The organism is Flavisolibacter nicotianae (genome assembly GCF_003628535.1).
GTDB classification, from domain to species: Bacteria; Bacteroidota; Bacteroidia; order Chitinophagales; family Chitinophagaceae; genus Flavisolibacter; species Flavisolibacter nicotianae.
Window position 1 is genome coordinate 1 of the sequence record NZ_RBCI01000006.1, and the last position, 13,097, is coordinate 13,097.

Annotated in this window: 17 protein-coding genes; 10 read left to right on the plus strand and 7 right to left on the minus strand. The window is 44.9% G+C overall.

What is annotated here, in order from left to right; genetic code table 11:
- Positions 1-154: 154 nt before the first annotated feature.
- The 8 genes from D6024_RS16185 (at position 155) to D6024_RS16220 (ending at position 5,638) form a co-directional block, all read left to right on the plus strand.
- Positions 155-943, plus strand: a complete 789-nt coding sequence (locus D6024_RS16185) for a hypothetical protein (RefSeq protein WP_162944806.1) — start codon at positions 155-157, stop codon at positions 941-943.
- Positions 944-1,064: 121 nt separating this feature from the next.
- The gene (locus tag D6024_RS16190) at positions 1,065-1,538 is read left to right on the plus strand and encodes a hypothetical protein (protein ID WP_162944807.1); all 474 of its coding nucleotides are present in this window, start codon (positions 1,065-1,067) and stop codon (positions 1,536-1,538) included.
- A 169-nt stretch (positions 1,539-1,707) separates the two neighbouring features.
- The gene (locus D6024_RS16195; protein WP_121355703.1) at positions 1,708-2,271 is read left to right on the plus strand and encodes a hypothetical protein; all 564 of its coding nucleotides are present in this window, start codon (positions 1,708-1,710) and stop codon (positions 2,269-2,271) included.
- Positions 2,272-2,434: 163 nt separating this feature from the next.
- The gene (locus D6024_RS16200) at positions 2,435-3,046 is read left to right on the plus strand and encodes a hypothetical protein (protein ID WP_162944808.1); all 612 of its coding nucleotides are present in this window, start codon (positions 2,435-2,437) and stop codon (positions 3,044-3,046) included.
- Positions 3,047-3,283: 237 nt separating this feature from the next.
- Positions 3,284-3,706, plus strand: a complete 423-nt coding sequence (locus D6024_RS16205) for a hypothetical protein (RefSeq protein ID WP_121355705.1) — start codon at positions 3,284-3,286, stop codon at positions 3,704-3,706.
- A 353-nt stretch (positions 3,707-4,059) separates the two neighbouring features.
- The gene (locus tag D6024_RS16210; RefSeq protein WP_121355706.1) at positions 4,060-4,338 is read left to right on the plus strand and encodes a hypothetical protein; all 279 of its coding nucleotides are present in this window, start codon (positions 4,060-4,062) and stop codon (positions 4,336-4,338) included.
- Positions 4,339-4,503: 165 nt separating this feature from the next.
- Positions 4,504-5,052, plus strand: coding sequence for a hypothetical protein (locus D6024_RS16215; RefSeq protein WP_162944809.1), 549 nt, complete (start codon positions 4,504-4,506; stop codon positions 5,050-5,052).
- A 163-nt stretch (positions 5,053-5,215) separates the two neighbouring features.
- Positions 5,216-5,638: a UPF0158 family protein gene (locus tag D6024_RS16220; RefSeq protein ID WP_121355708.1), complete on the plus strand. Its 423-nt coding sequence runs from the start codon at positions 5,216-5,218 to the stop codon at positions 5,636-5,638.
- Between the two features lies 1 nt (position 5,639).
- Here D6024_RS16220 and mobC read toward each other — a convergent pair whose 3' ends face one another.
- The 4 genes from mobC to D6024_RS16240 form a co-directional block, all read right to left on the minus strand.
- Positions 5,640-7,628, minus strand: a complete 1,989-nt coding sequence (mobC, locus tag D6024_RS16225; RefSeq protein WP_121355709.1) for a conjugal transfer protein MobC — start codon at positions 7,626-7,628, stop codon at positions 5,640-5,642.
- Between the two features lie 12 nt (positions 7,629-7,640).
- Positions 7,641-8,930, minus strand: coding sequence for a relaxase/mobilization nuclease domain-containing protein (locus D6024_RS16230; RefSeq protein WP_121355710.1), 1,290 nt, complete (start codon positions 8,928-8,930; stop codon positions 7,641-7,643).
- Entirely contained in the window at positions 8,918-9,307 is a 390-nt protein-coding gene (locus D6024_RS16235) for a plasmid mobilization protein (RefSeq protein ID WP_121355711.1), read from the minus strand. Before D6024_RS16235 ends, D6024_RS16230 begins: the two co-directional genes overlap by 13 nt.
- Before the next feature lie 249 nt (positions 9,308-9,556).
- A complete protein-coding gene (locus D6024_RS16240; protein WP_121355712.1) occupies positions 9,557-10,429 on the minus strand; it encodes a toprim domain-containing protein in 873 nt (290 codons plus the stop codon).
- Between the two features lie 159 nt (positions 10,430-10,588).
- On the opposite strand from D6024_RS16240, the gene D6024_RS16245 reads away from it, so the two are divergent.
- Both D6024_RS16245 and D6024_RS16250 read left to right on the plus strand, forming a co-directional pair.
- Positions 10,589-10,879, plus strand: a complete 291-nt coding sequence (locus D6024_RS16245; protein ID WP_121355713.1) for a hypothetical protein — start codon at positions 10,589-10,591, stop codon at positions 10,877-10,879.
- Complete coding sequence (locus D6024_RS16250; RefSeq protein WP_121355714.1) at positions 10,869-11,216, plus strand: hypothetical protein; 348 nt, start codon at positions 10,869-10,871, stop codon at positions 11,214-11,216. Before D6024_RS16245 ends, D6024_RS16250 begins: the two co-directional genes overlap by 11 nt.
- Before the next feature lie 36 nt (positions 11,217-11,252).
- On the opposite strand, the gene D6024_RS16255 is transcribed toward D6024_RS16250, so the two are convergent.
- The 3 genes from D6024_RS16255 to D6024_RS16265 all read right to left on the minus strand — a co-directional run bounded on the left by D6024_RS16255 (position 11,253) and on the right by D6024_RS16265 (position 13,086).
- Entirely contained in the window at positions 11,253-11,780 is a 528-nt protein-coding gene (locus D6024_RS16255) for a hypothetical protein (RefSeq protein ID WP_162944810.1), read from the minus strand.
- A gap of 76 nt (positions 11,781-11,856) precedes the next feature.
- Complete coding sequence (locus D6024_RS16260; protein WP_121355716.1) at positions 11,857-12,327, minus strand: JAB domain-containing protein; 471 nt, start codon at positions 12,325-12,327, stop codon at positions 11,857-11,859.
- A 375-nt stretch (positions 12,328-12,702) separates the two neighbouring features.
- Positions 12,703-13,086, minus strand: coding sequence for a single-stranded DNA-binding protein (locus D6024_RS16265; protein WP_121355717.1), 384 nt, complete (start codon positions 13,084-13,086; stop codon positions 12,703-12,705).
- Positions 13,087-13,097: the final 11 nt, after the last annotated feature.

Consider the following 13,097-nt stretch of genomic DNA (forward strand, 5'->3'; position numbering starts at 1 on the left):
GCCTGCAACATTTTCATCGACTTTTTACTTGTGCCGGAAAAAGACCACCGCCGTGAGCTTTTAAATCACTTTATTCATGCGTAGTTTTGGAAACTAACCGTAGTTTTTAGACAAACTGACGTTGGCCGCAACGTATCCTAACGACAATATCGTAATGAAAAAACAAGACGTTCTAAGAATTGTTGCCTTATCATTAGTTCTCAATGTTATTCTCATTTTGACTATCTGCTTTTTACTTGGTTCGGCATTCCAAGACCTCAAATCTTCGCCAGACTTTGTAATCAGTTGGCTGAATCGCATGGTCTTAATTGCTAGTATATCCACGGCTTTTGGATTTATTATAAGCCTCCTTCTTCCATTAATGTTGTACCATCCCAATAGGCTTAAAATTGCGATAGGCAGTCAAATCGGCTCTTCTCTCATTTTATGGCTGCTTCTTTGCTGGGCTACCTTGAATGGTTTGCCACCAGACGAAAAACGAACGAGTGCAGAAATTGGAACCGGCGCTTCGACAAAAAATTTATCTTTGCAAAGCACATTGAATTTTCTGGTGAAAGATTTCGAGCACAATTATTTAACTGCAACAAGCGCAAACAGGCCAAAAATTTATCATGCTACTGTTGCATCAGTTGATTCGATTTTGAAATATGTAGGCGCAAACGAGTTAGTGTATTCCTACAACGAAATTGAAAAGAGTGGTAATTCAATAACATTTGGTAAATCGGGCGAATACTTATCAATACAATGTAAGCACGGTAATTACGTTGATGCTTCTAAGTATCTAGATATTGATTCAGTAGGAAAATTTGTTTTGACGGGTGAAATCAGACTAGTTGAACCGACCGATGGTAAGCGTGCCAACTTGATTCTTTTTCGAACTCAAAGATTCCTCAATGAGACTGCGGCCAACAGTAGCTTTGCTAAAGTTGGGCTGATGAATTAAATTTAAACACTCAATATCTATTCAGCATTTGTGCAATTGTTAAGCGGGCGAACAATAAATGCCCAGCCTTTGCAAAGCTGATAAATGTTATGGGAAACCCAGTTCAAGATTTCTTATGGCAATGGGGAAATTTGACAAGACTGTACTTTCGATAAGTGACGACACGGGCCTGTTAGCACTTGTAAATGCAGAGAGATATATTTCCTTTGTTTGCTCTGACTGGAGCTTAGAACAACTACAGCAACGTTTTACAGAACAGGCAGAAGCTAAAACAATTCTTATTTGGAGAACAGGCGGCGAGGGCTTTCACAAGGTTGCAATTCTGCCAGAGTCTACCAAGAGAGATGCTACAAAACAATTTAGTGGCGAAATAGAAGTTACAAGCGGATGTCTACACCTAACCAATTATGAGGACTTGTCGATGGCGGCGCAGTTCGAGGACGAAACACTACCGGCTGCGCACAATAGTGATTTGCTAATCTCACTTCCTAATGCTCTTTACAATGTAACCGTTCGTCAACTGAATTACCGTGACGATGCAATTGAGGAAGAGGAAAAGATAGACTTTGAAATATGTCTGACCGCGCAATTCTAACGGGTATGCCCAAAACACAGGCTTTTGCCAATACAGGCAGAAGAATATGGCTTAAACTAAAGAATTACTATTTTGCTTCGGCAAATGAGCAAGGCGGTAGAATACAAAATACCTGTACTGGCTAAAGCCTCTGCCCATTACCAGCAAGGCTAAAGGCAGTCCTTTAACTATGACATACGACTTTTACGCTGACCAGAGTGACAAACTCTCTATACTTAACTATATTTTCAATGAAACAGACCTGCAAGTCTATGATTTGGCTTCTCTTTACGGACAGCAAATCCGCCACTACAAAAGCTCCGATGAAATAGCAGCAAAGTTTGACCTTATTAACGGAGACAAATTTGCCGTGGCCTTTCAACTTTGGACACCACGACACGGGAGCAAACCTATAATCAGAAAAGTTGACCTCGACCCAAAGCATTGTAATGGACACACCTTTCGGTATTCAACAGATGGTTTGGGAATGATACAATTGTATTTTGGCGGCGTAAAAAACGGCACGTTGTCGCTGTCACACATCGGACATTTTAGCGAGAAGGATGCAGCGAAATGGGAAGAAACAAATAAACTCAATGGCAGTATAGAGGATTGGGACTGGAAAGAAGTGCAGGCAACATCAAAAAAGTTGAAACAATACGTTCGTAGTAAACTTGCTGTACAGAAATTGGGAATTTTAGATATTTTACCTGGAGCAAGCAGACTGCAAGAGCTAGGAATAAAATTGCGGTAAATATCAACTGACAAGAAGCCCTGCTGGTAACATGGGCTTCAAAAATTACGGCTGAAAAACTATATTTAACCTGCAAACAAAAATTTGGCTGTAGTGCAAAGTTGAAGCAGCGTATATTCAAATGCCGCTACTTCTTAAAGCCCCACACGTTACGCGCAACTGAATGAAAAATTCCGGCACTATAATATGGAAGGATGAAACAGTCGGCACGGTAACGAATATCATATCCGACATGTGGTATCTGGATGCCGATTGGATACCCAATCATTCTGACGCCTGCGCAAAGTTTATAGAATTTGCTTCCAAGTTAAAAGGAGAAGATGTTATAAAGGAGCCGTCAAATGGTGTTGTTGCACGCTTACAATACAATGAAGCTTTCGCAAGTGCTCACTACGTTTTGATTTTATCGGTTGACAATTCCAAAATCTTCATGCGCAGCATCAGCGACGAAGTCGCCGACTATGCAGACAGACAACTTTTAAAACCTTGGCAACCGACGGATAATCCTTCTTTTTATGAAACGGAACTCAAAAACGAAGTCAGCTTTTTTCACCCTCTTTACTGGAAAAGAGTTCGGGCAATCGCCAACCGCACAGACCGTGACGACGTTCTTTTTGAGTTGCTCGATGAAAAGTCAAAATATGCGGTCGTACACCTGACTTGGAGAAAAGAAAGTTTAAGAAAGTGGCCAACGACACATTTCTACAAAGATTGGCAAGAAGTTTTCGTAAAATGCATAGTGGAAGACCATAAAGAATGGAAGGCTGACCCGTAATGCGCCTAACATTAGGCTTGGCGTTATGTCGGTGGACTGAACGCAGGTGCTCGACTTCACCTATCTATCAGCTTCAGTCCCAGCGTTACGAACAACGCCAAACTTTAGTTCTTGAAATCAACTTTTGTACATTTATCAGTAACAGTCTGGGCTGACGTTTTTCAAAATCCGCCACAAACGCCAAGCCTTTTCCGTTGGCTGCAACTTGGTCGTATAGAATACAAACATCTTTAAGAAATGACTGACTTACCCTACTTGTTTCCGTTCTTTTTTATCGGCATGTTTGTTTTTGTCCTATTCTTTCTCTCTAAAAAGGGTTGGTCAGATTTGGCGAAGGAATACCAATTTGACAATACATTTGAAGGTGAACGTGTAGGAGTTATTTCAGCAGCTATAAACGGTGTAAACTACAACAACTGCCTCTTATTGAAGTATAACGATGAGGGTTTCTATTTACGGCCAGTTTTCATCTTCCGCCTCTTTCACAAGCCGCTGTTCATTCCCTGGAAAGCAATCAGAGACATTCGAGACAAAAAGATACTTTTTGTACAACTGAAAGAACTGGTGATTGGTAAGCCGACAATAGCTATTATGCAAATCCGAAAAACTGCGTTTTCTAAGATTGAGAGAATAGCGATTTTAAAGGCACATACGAAATAGCGATGCGCACAACACAGGCTTTCCCAAAATACAGGCGGCAGTCCAGGTGCCGAACAAGCCAATTCTATTTAACTTTAACTTAATCGTGAGGCTGAAGAAACACAGAATGCCTGTACTTCGGAAAGTCTCGTTACGTTAGCGGCGAATTGCACACCTCCCATAGATTACATCCCTTTATGGAAAAAGTACAAAAAACCTAGAAAAATAGAATGAAAGAGCGGCTTGGGGTATAGCGACCAATTCTTTTATTCGTTGTCATTGGCTTCATAGTCTGCATTTTCGTTTCCGAGAGTGCCTACACAACTGACCAATTTAGCGCATTACAAGGAAAAGAACCCACAATCAAAGTTGAATTGACTGTAACATCGGATGCTGGCGTGAACAAGGTTGTGTTGACTGATCGAAAACTATTGGACAGTATCGATAGCGCTTTTAAAACAGCACAGCAGCAAGATATTCAAAAGGGCGGTGCCTTCGAGAAATTAGCAAATGTTACCGTTTATAAAGGCAGCAAAAGGTTAGAGGTCTATATCGCATTTTCAATCTATGATGGTTGGTTTATAGAGGTGGGAAACGAGATGCTCATTAGCGACCATATGTTTGCTTTGGTGAAGCGTTATGAGAACCAGTAGCAGAGAAACAGCGCCGTTAACAGGCACTTGTCAAAAAAGCGGCTGGACGAATTGATTTGAGGCTGACGAATAAATTGTAAACGCAATATCTTTAATTGGCGCTTGTGCCCAATGCCTTCGGTTGGGGTAGGCTCTTGGCATAATAGGGAGATAAAAAATATTGCAGTGACTCTTGACACAGCCGAATACCACCAGTACATAAGTACGCACCTCGGACTGTTGTACTTTGTAGGGATCAGGGAACACGTTATTCCTGCAACGGTGAGTTTTATGGATTTTCTCGACTACCATTCCGACCGAAAGTTTCGCTGTCGAGAAGCCTTTTACCGCAATATGGGAGAGCTATTGGATGTTTACATCAAGGAAAACAAGGGGAGGCTCTCAGCAGCTGACCTGCAGATTCTCAATAACTTTCGCAGGAGCATCCAAGGCGATTTCGTCATCCTGAAGTGCTTGAGCAAGCACGCGATCTTTATGGACACAAGTAGCAGCTCCTTTTATGCGGTGAAAGCCTTGGCAGACCCCTTCCCGGTCTTTTTCAGGACCTTTCCGGCTATGTGCAGGACCACGCTTTTTCCATACGGAAACAAGATCATATACGATGGCTTTCTTGAGCCGTACGACATCCTGTTGGGCCCAAGAATTAAAAGAAGCCTGGAAGATGATTATAGGAAAGCCAGGGCCAATAAAGCCATTATCACCGAGATCATCTGAGCGACTGCCATTAACAGTTTCTTACCGAAAAAACTGGCTGAACGAACCACCATACGGCTGGCAAAAAATCGGTAAAAAGTCTAATTTTATAGAGCAATGAAGCTGCCGGCGCCGCTCCTTCGGCCAGCGGAAGCCGCCAGGAAAAAGCAAAACCGACATTCTTATGACCCAGATTCCACAAGAGACGGTCCAGGAAATTGCCGACCACCTGGGTATGGGCTTCCGGGTTTTTCTTCACCGCGAGACATGGGAATTGGTCACTTATCCCAACGAGGACAAGAGCGCAAGTTTTGAACCCTCCATGTGGAAAAAGGAAATCAAGGCTGTCAGAAAAGAAAGGGATAAATACCATGAAATTGAGGGGATGGAGCCACATGACTCCTTTCGGATAATGGAAGATTTTATTGCCACGGTCAATGACCTGCCACTAAAGGACAGGCTTTTAAGGGCCATTGAGCAAAAAAAGTTCTTTGCGCACTTCAAAGGGCACATCGATCACTCAAGCGTTTACCGGGAGAGGTGGTTCCAGTTCCGGGACCAAAAAATGATGGTGTGGGTCCAAGAGCAACTGGGACGGCTTGCTTAGGCTATTCTCCTTTTTTAATAATCAGATGCGTCAATCCCGGATCGCTTAGCAATCGCTCCATCTGCGACTGCACCAGATCCGCTACATCCTGTTTGATCTGCAAATAATTCCGCTGAACGATGGCACTATCCAGCTTCTTGAATACAGGGATCTCTTTATAATTCTCTTGTTCCTTTTTTAAACTTCTATGGTCGTTCAAGATTTCACAATGAAAGGCTTTTAGTTCTATTTTTTGCTCCGGATTGTCTGCCACCATCCCTACGAACTCACCGGATGAAAGGGCTGCAATGCTGGAGGGTGGGATAGCGGCTTCCAGTTGTTTGGAATGGCTAATGGATGTATCGGCACTGTTGATGGAAAAGCTGGACCGGTCCTGCATGATTTTGCCAAATCGTTCGGAGAGTTGCCTGGCGGTATCACCGGTTACCTGCCCGCTGATGATGTTGCCGGTGATGTTCAGGATCACGTCTGCCTGCTCTCGGCCATAGTCTTTCCGGAGCTGGCTAAAGTCCTGAACACCCAGTGTTGTTGCCACTTTATTACTCCGTGCCGTGGCAACCAGGCTGTCCATGCCACTTAGGTAAATGGTGGGGAATTCATCGAAAATCAGGCTGCTTTTCTGCATGCCTCTTTGGTTTACCAATTTAACCAGCCGATTGACATACAGGGAAATGACAGCGCCATATATTCCGATTTTCTGTGGGTTGTTTCCCATGCAAAGGATTTTCGGGGCGTCAGGGTTATTGATGTCTAGGGTAAAATCACTACCGGACAAGACATAATACAACTGGGGTGAGGAAAGCCGGGCCATGGCCACTTTTGCTGCCGCAATTTGCCCTTCCAACTGCTCCATGGCATCATTCAGGTAAGCAGTGATAAAGGGGTTGATCAGTACCTCAATCTCCTTTTCGGTGCGGAGCACTGAAAAAAGTGTATCGTAGTCCACCTGCATAAGTTCAATTACATGCGGCAGCGTACAGAATTCCCCGTTACGGTACCGGCGCAAAAACCAGATCACGGCACAAAGGAAATTGATCGGCGATTCGACAAAAAAATCACCTTGCCGCTTGATCCACTCCCGGTTGAGCCCCACGAGGATCGTCCTGGCGGATTCGGCTGCATTGATAATGTCAGACATGGTGGATGGTTCCAACGGATTGCAGCGGTGGCTCCGGCTTAGATCGTCAAAGTTGATGACATAGAAGTCTGGTGCAACTGGGTAGAGGGGCTTGTGTTTTAAGTAGGTGTTGTAGGCAATGCAGGATAGATCTGAAAACTTGAAGTCATAAACAAACAGGGTGAATCCTTTTCTTATGTGCTGGGTAATAACATGGCGGATGACAAAGTAAGACTTGCCTGACCCGGGTGAGCCCAGGACCAGCAAGCCCCGGAAGGGATTTATGATGTTGATCCAGCTCCGGCGCCACTTGCCCCTTAGGTTATAACGAGCCGGCAGGTTGATGGAAAACTCGTTTTCAATGAGCCGCTCTTCCTGTGTAAACCTCTCCGCCTCCTTATTGAAAACGTCCCTGGGGCTGAGCTTTCCCTTAATAACACGGGACAAAAGGGTGCCTCCTGTCAGCATCAGAATAAAGCCAATCGTTGTTACAACCATATAGCATACAGTAGCTGTTCCAGGAGCTGAAATGGATTTTAAACACAAATGGCTACTGAAATAAAGCAACAGGCCAGCAGCGATACAGGAGCCCCCTTTTTTGTGGTTTACCTTCTCGTTCTTCCTTCCTTTGGCACCCAATAAGGAGATACCAAGAAAGGCAATTGCTATCAGTTTAGACGTGTAAAACCGGTTGAACAAACCTGTCCTTTGAATATTCTGGAGTACTCTATCCGTTAGGGCGGCTGTCAATTGCCACTGCGCAAAAGCGCTGTAGCAGTAATAATAAAAATGTAAGGCCAGTAACACGATGCCCATCAGCCGGGTCATGTCCAAGATCTTGCGCAAGCCATGCTCGTTTTCGCCGGTATGCATAGGTGTCCAATTTTATGGGTGATGAGAGATGCGTTTCCGCTTTTTCTTTTTGGCACTTTTGAGTTGATGAGGTACGTAAGTAGCAGCTTGTGTGGGCTGTAGCAGGTCATCCACTGCTTTCGGAATGGTTATCGAAGCAGCTGGCCCGATGGAAACTTTTTGGCCAGGGTCTACCGGCTGAATTTCTTCTGCTTGGCGCTTCACGAGGCTTTGCCCAACTGCGGCCCTCAGCTCCAGTTGTTCTTCCTGATAGCACCGTTCCTGGAGACCTTTTGCACTGTAGGCTTTTCCCAGATTGCTGCCGTTAAACACGCATTTGGTACGGTGGTCAACATAGGTAACACCATAGATCAACCCTTGTTCATTTTGCCGAATGGCGGAAGCAATGCCTTCCTTCTCCAACGACTTTGTGAGGCTTTGCAGGGTGTGTTTGGGGTTCTTCAGCAGGGCCAGGTCAATGGCATTTTTCACCCGTACCTTGTGCGATTGCCGTGCCGATTCATTCGGCCCAAACCGCTCTTGCAGGTATTTTAAAGTAGGCTTTTGGTAAAAATCGCTGGCTTTAATGGGTACACCGGTTTTCTTTCCCTCTGCATCCACGATCCGGTAAACCAGGCCGTTGCTCCGGTAAATGCGGGAATGCTCATCGCCTCTGTCGGCCACCACGTTATACTGCTGCAGGACAGCATTCAACTCGGGTAGCGAGGTGTATCTATAGTTCGTTAGCACATGCTCCAGCACGCCAGTGATAGCTCTTTTTGTTTCAGTTTTCCCATATTGCACCTTCTCTGCATAGATGGGCTTTAGCTCAAAGGCCTGCTTTTGTTTGTGCGTATCTGCCTTTACCAGTCCAAAGGCCTGTTCAATTTCTTTTCGTGCTTTCTCAGACTGGTTGCGGCCGATGTTTTGGGTGTCTATCCGGCTACCGTCCGACCTTACTTTGATACTTACAATATGAACATGCGGATGGCCTGCATCATGATGCTGGTACACCAAAAAAGGCTGACCACTAAAGCCAATCTTCGTCATGTACGCTTCGGAGATTTCTCCTAATCGGGCATGTGAAAGATTCTTTTCTGAAGGGTCAAAGTTGAGTGAGATGTGCACACTGCCACGGGTTACATTTTCATTCAAAGTGGCTTGATTCAACAGACGCTGAAGCTTGTTGGAAAGGGTTAGTTGGGAAACATCCTTGGGGTAATTCACGGCTGCAATACACTCCGCCACGCCTGCTTTTACCTTCTGTTCATTGTACAGCAAGGTCCGGTGAATGGACGTTCCTGTTTTGATTACTGCAACCATTGATCGGCGATTTTGTTGATGCGGTTTTTGATTTCCTCCACCTTGTTAAAAAGGGTTTGCTTTTCCAGTTCGTAGGTAATGATCCAACTTCTGAATTCCGGAATTTGGCCCAGCGTGTGCAGTTTTTTTACAGCTTGGTTGACGTTATTGCCAATGCTGTTTAACTCACTTCGTAGCCTCATCATCTCTGTCATAAAGTCATCAAGGGACTGGTTGCGGTACGTGGAAACAAGGGGTTTTCTCAGCAGGATTTTACGGGAATAGTCACTGATTTTCCGGCAGGTTGTTTTCTTAAAGTCCTTGTGGAGTTTGTCGTATTCCTCCGGCTTTAGGCGCAGGTGCAACCACTTTGTCCGGTTATTTTTTTGTTCGCTCATCACATTTTCATTTTCATGGTTTACTCAATCATTCCTTTTTAGCAGCACCGCCCACGACTTCGGAGGTTGGGCGGCTAGTGGCGGTTGTGATACAACCGGACATCTGGCCGATTGCGAAAAGGCGGCAATCTTCCCAGCCTTTAAAAGTCTACAGAGGCTGGCTACACGTTTTTCTTGTTTTACTTCTCACTTTTGCTGTGCAAACCATTATCTATTAGCAAGCTTTTATTCAGATGGTGTTTGTTGATATTACTTGCCAATGTTCATCATCCAATCGTTCAAATCCTTGTGGTGCTTGTATAAGTCGCTGTTGTCTCTGTATTTTCCACTGAGCGATAAAGCATACCGGGTGTAATTTTGTCCGCTTTTATCCCTATCCAAATAGAGGTTTATCGCATCATGTCGCTCTATAAAAGGCCTTGCTTTTTCAAAAAAGGAAAGAGAGTTTAAGACAACTGTGCTGCTATTTGCAGGTGGTTGGTTCTGATGAATGGTTTGAAAAGAAAGAAAGTCAAAAAAACCTTCAAATACATCTACCTTCTTTGCTCCGATGTCGATCACAGTGAGATCTTTTGGTGTGCTGCTGCCTTTGAAATATGGGTTTCGTAGTTCGTATCCGCCAGCATTGTTTTTGAACCCAATGGCGAAGTAGGTTCTTCCGTTCAGTGCATACACGACTTCATTGCAAAACCGTTCGGCTACGGCAACCGGTATTCTCCGTTGATACAAATAGCGCAGGAGTGTGAAAGAAGTGAGTGTGTGCTCTCTTAGGATGGTTATGCGCTGCTCCTTCTCTCTTTTGGAACCTTCCAAATAGAGGAGCGCAGGCTGATGAAAGAAAAGAGCAGGGTTGATTTTACCAAGAAACTCCCCAACCGTACAATCGCTGTACAAAACCGCAAAGTCTATCAGGTTGCCACCTTTTCCCAAACCATGATCATACCACCGGTTCAGCTTACGATTGACTTTGAAAGACGGGGTTTTCTCCTGCCGTAATGGAGAAAGATACCAGTAGTCAAGGTTCCTGATTCGGACAGGCTCGTATCCCAATGAAGATAGATAGGTTACCATATCGATTTGCCTTGCCTCCTCGCAGGAGACCTGTTGCTTTCTGAAAACCATAACACATCGTTTATCGTTTGCACTCGTTCAGTTAAAGCGAATACGAATTTACTCTGGTGATATGGCAGAACCTATCCTCTTTAAATTTTAAAGGGGATCAGTACAGTGATTCAAAATACTTTTGTATCTGAAGTGATTGATGAAATTAAATGTGTCGTTATGCTTACCACAACAGATGTCGCCCAGGTGTATGGTACCATTTTGAGTATCCCGGGCATGAATGAAACCGTGAAGATTGATTTGAAGATCTCCCGTAAAAACATTTTGCTTTTGAACCAGGTTATCGAACGGGGATTATCCCTCAAAGGCGATGAGGTTTCGTCCAATCTACTGGACATCATGCCTGAAGACTCTTTGCAGGAGTTGACCACGATTTCGGATGATTGCCTGAAAAAAGCTGGGTTGGTGGAATTAAGTGAGAAGTTGAAATCTTTCAACCATGGAAAGTAATGTGTTGTCCTGGAATGCTGCTTTACAAAAAGGGCATGAGCCACGGCTATATCCTTACGCAACTGAGACTGTACCCTTCGGTAGATATTACGCGGTACTTGATTTTAAAATATGGGCAAAGAAGGCGATAGCCATTGGCTGCTATTTTACACAAAAAAGCACAGGAATAAAATTTCAAGTCACGGTGTACCGGAGACAAACAGACAAACTGTACCGGTTGGAAGGAGGAGATGTTGATTTCAAAGTTTGTCCCGTTTGTGCTGTGTATGCCATCACTGTGTTTCTGAACGGGGCAGGGAACGTGGCTCTTAGAAATGCTGTCTCCTGCGGGAAGTAGCCAGCAGCAAATGGATGCAGTTGGTAAGAAAGTGCGCTATTTTGCCAATCTCCACCCATCGTCATACAGCACGACGTTTGCTTTACGGGGGGACTGCTGCTTGAAATCCTTCGAGGATAAACCTGCAAACGGTGTGATGTTTTTAAAGGCAGTTGTGTATTCGACAACTGCCTCTTTTCCGGATGATCCGGTGTTGACGCCGGTCACTTCAACCAACTCTTCATCGGCCAGCTTTACCTTCTGAATGTTACTGGATTGATCACCTGGTGGTGTCGGGAGTAAATAAGGCTTGGCTTTGTCCGTGAACCGGATCAGTGGTTGGCCAGCTTCTCCTAATTTCTGTGTGCGCTGTACAGTAACAAGGCCCTGGGTTTCCAACCCTGCGTCGATCACTTTTTTCGCAAACAACGGGTCGCCGCAGTAAAGATCATACTCGATAATCCTGGGATAGTTCCAGCCTTGCCGGATGATCCGGAAAGCTTCTTTCCGGCTTATTTCTTTCTTTGAGCTACATCCGACGATCATCAAGGATAATAGACAGAGGAGGTGGGGCAGCTTCTTCATGGCCAGAGGTGTTTTTACATTCGTAAATTTACTAATTTCTTTTGGCGGCAACATTCAAGAAGCGTTAAAAGGAGCCTTACAGCAGCCCTTCGTCTGCGAAGGAGAAGTATCGTTCGCTGGAAACAATCAGGTGATCCAGTACTTTCATGTCCAGGAACATTCCGGCACCTTTGATCTTTTGAGTCAGTTCTTCATCCTGGCGGGAAGGTTTCAGGGCGCCGGAAGGATGATTGTGACAAAGAACCAAACTGACCGCATTCACCTTGAGCGCTGCCGAAAAGATCAGTCTTGGATCGGCCACTGTGCCCGTAATGCCACCTGTTGAAAGATTGTAGAGGCAAAGTACCTTGTTGGCCCTGTTCAGGAAAAGGACCTTGAATTGTTCAACGAGGTTTAGTTTCCCTTCTTCCCAAATCGCGATAAGAATTTCATAGGCATCTTTGGAAGAAGCAACTTGCGGCCGTTCAGAGGGTTTTACTTTTGACCTGTACACCAGCTCTACTTCAGCTACTTTACTCAGAATGTCTGTAATGATTTTCTTTTCCATAATCTAGGTTTTTATTTGTTTTGAAATGATTATGGAGCCTCCGCCGGTCTTCCCCGCCACCTGGCGCAAGGAGGAACTGAATAAATCCGTGGGTAACGAATGTTGACGACTTGTTTTAGCCCGTGCAGGGTAAAAAGCAGAACCGGTGCCGTGGCGTTTTATGCGGTAGTTCCTTGTCGCTTGTGGCGGGGAAGACCGAAATTTGTGCAATGATCCAATGACAATACCTCCCTCTTTGAATCATCTATCATCGTAAACCACCGCCCGTAAGGGCGCATTTTTTTTAGGCCGGATCCAGAAACGGTTGAAAGCGATTCGTCTCCCCAATAGGTTGGACAATGCACCGGCAGGCGAGCTGCCGGTGCCGGTGAGGGTTTAAAAAGGATCGTCGTCGCTACCGGTGTCGTTGGCAAATGCGTTTTGTGTTGCTGTGCCAATCACGTCCACTTCCTTTGGCCATGCGTGAATTTTCAGGCTGTTCACATGGCAGTTCAGCGAGGCCTTTGCTGTTCCGTCTTTGCCGACATAGGGAGCAACGTAAATGCGGCCGGCCGCTTCAACCAAGGTTCCTTTTTTCAGGTGCTCAGCCATCTTCTGGTTGAGCCAATAAGAGCAGTTGCAAAAGGTGGTAACCTTTACCCGTTCCCTGCCTTTTGGTTTGTAGCTTTCATTAATGGCAATGGAAAAGTTCACGACTTTCCGGTCGTCTTTTAGCGTGTTGACCACGGCATCTTTTGTGATACGTCCAACGATTGTCATGGCTGTTTATT

Excerpts from the sequence above, each read along its gene's own strand:
- D6024_RS16185 (WP_162944806.1), top strand. The coding sequence starts at position 155 with ATGAAAAAACAAGACGTTCTAAGAATTGTTGCCTTATCATTAGTTCTC.
- D6024_RS16190 (WP_162944807.1), top strand. The coding sequence starts at position 1,065 with ATGGGGAAATTTGACAAGACTGTACTTTCGATAAGTGACGACACGGGC.
- D6024_RS16195 (WP_121355703.1), top strand. The coding sequence starts at position 1,708 with ATGACATACGACTTTTACGCTGACCAGAGTGACAAACTCTCTATACTT.
- D6024_RS16200 (WP_162944808.1), top strand. The coding sequence starts at position 2,435 with ATGAAAAATTCCGGCACTATAATATGGAAGGATGAAACAGTCGGCACG.
- D6024_RS16205 (WP_121355705.1), top strand. The coding sequence starts at position 3,284 with ATGACTGACTTACCCTACTTGTTTCCGTTCTTTTTTATCGGCATGTTT.
- D6024_RS16220 (WP_121355708.1), top strand. The coding sequence starts at position 5,216 with ATGACCCAGATTCCACAAGAGACGGTCCAGGAAATTGCCGACCACCTG.
- mobC (WP_121355709.1), bottom strand. The coding sequence starts at position 7,628 with ATGCATACCGGCGAAAACGAGCATGGCTTGCGCAAGATCTTGGACATG.
- D6024_RS16230 (WP_121355710.1), bottom strand. The coding sequence starts at position 8,930 with ATGGTTGCAGTAATCAAAACAGGAACGTCCATTCACCGGACCTTGCTG.
- D6024_RS16235 (WP_121355711.1), bottom strand. The coding sequence starts at position 9,307 with ATGAGCGAACAAAAAAATAACCGGACAAAGTGGTTGCACCTGCGCCTA.
- D6024_RS16240 (WP_121355712.1), bottom strand. The coding sequence starts at position 10,429 with ATGGTTTTCAGAAAGCAACAGGTCTCCTGCGAGGAGGCAAGGCAAATC.
- D6024_RS16245 (WP_121355713.1), top strand. The coding sequence starts at position 10,589 with ATGCTTACCACAACAGATGTCGCCCAGGTGTATGGTACCATTTTGAGT.
- D6024_RS16250 (WP_121355714.1), top strand. The coding sequence starts at position 10,869 with ATGGAAAGTAATGTGTTGTCCTGGAATGCTGCTTTACAAAAAGGGCAT.
- D6024_RS16255 (WP_162944810.1), bottom strand. The coding sequence starts at position 11,780 with ATGAAGAAGCTGCCCCACCTCCTCTGTCTATTATCCTTGATGATCGTC.
- D6024_RS16260 (WP_121355716.1), bottom strand. The coding sequence starts at position 12,327 with ATGGAAAAGAAAATCATTACAGACATTCTGAGTAAAGTAGCTGAAGTA.
- D6024_RS16265 (WP_121355717.1), bottom strand. The coding sequence starts at position 13,086 with ATGACAATCGTTGGACGTATCACAAAAGATGCCGTGGTCAACACGCTA.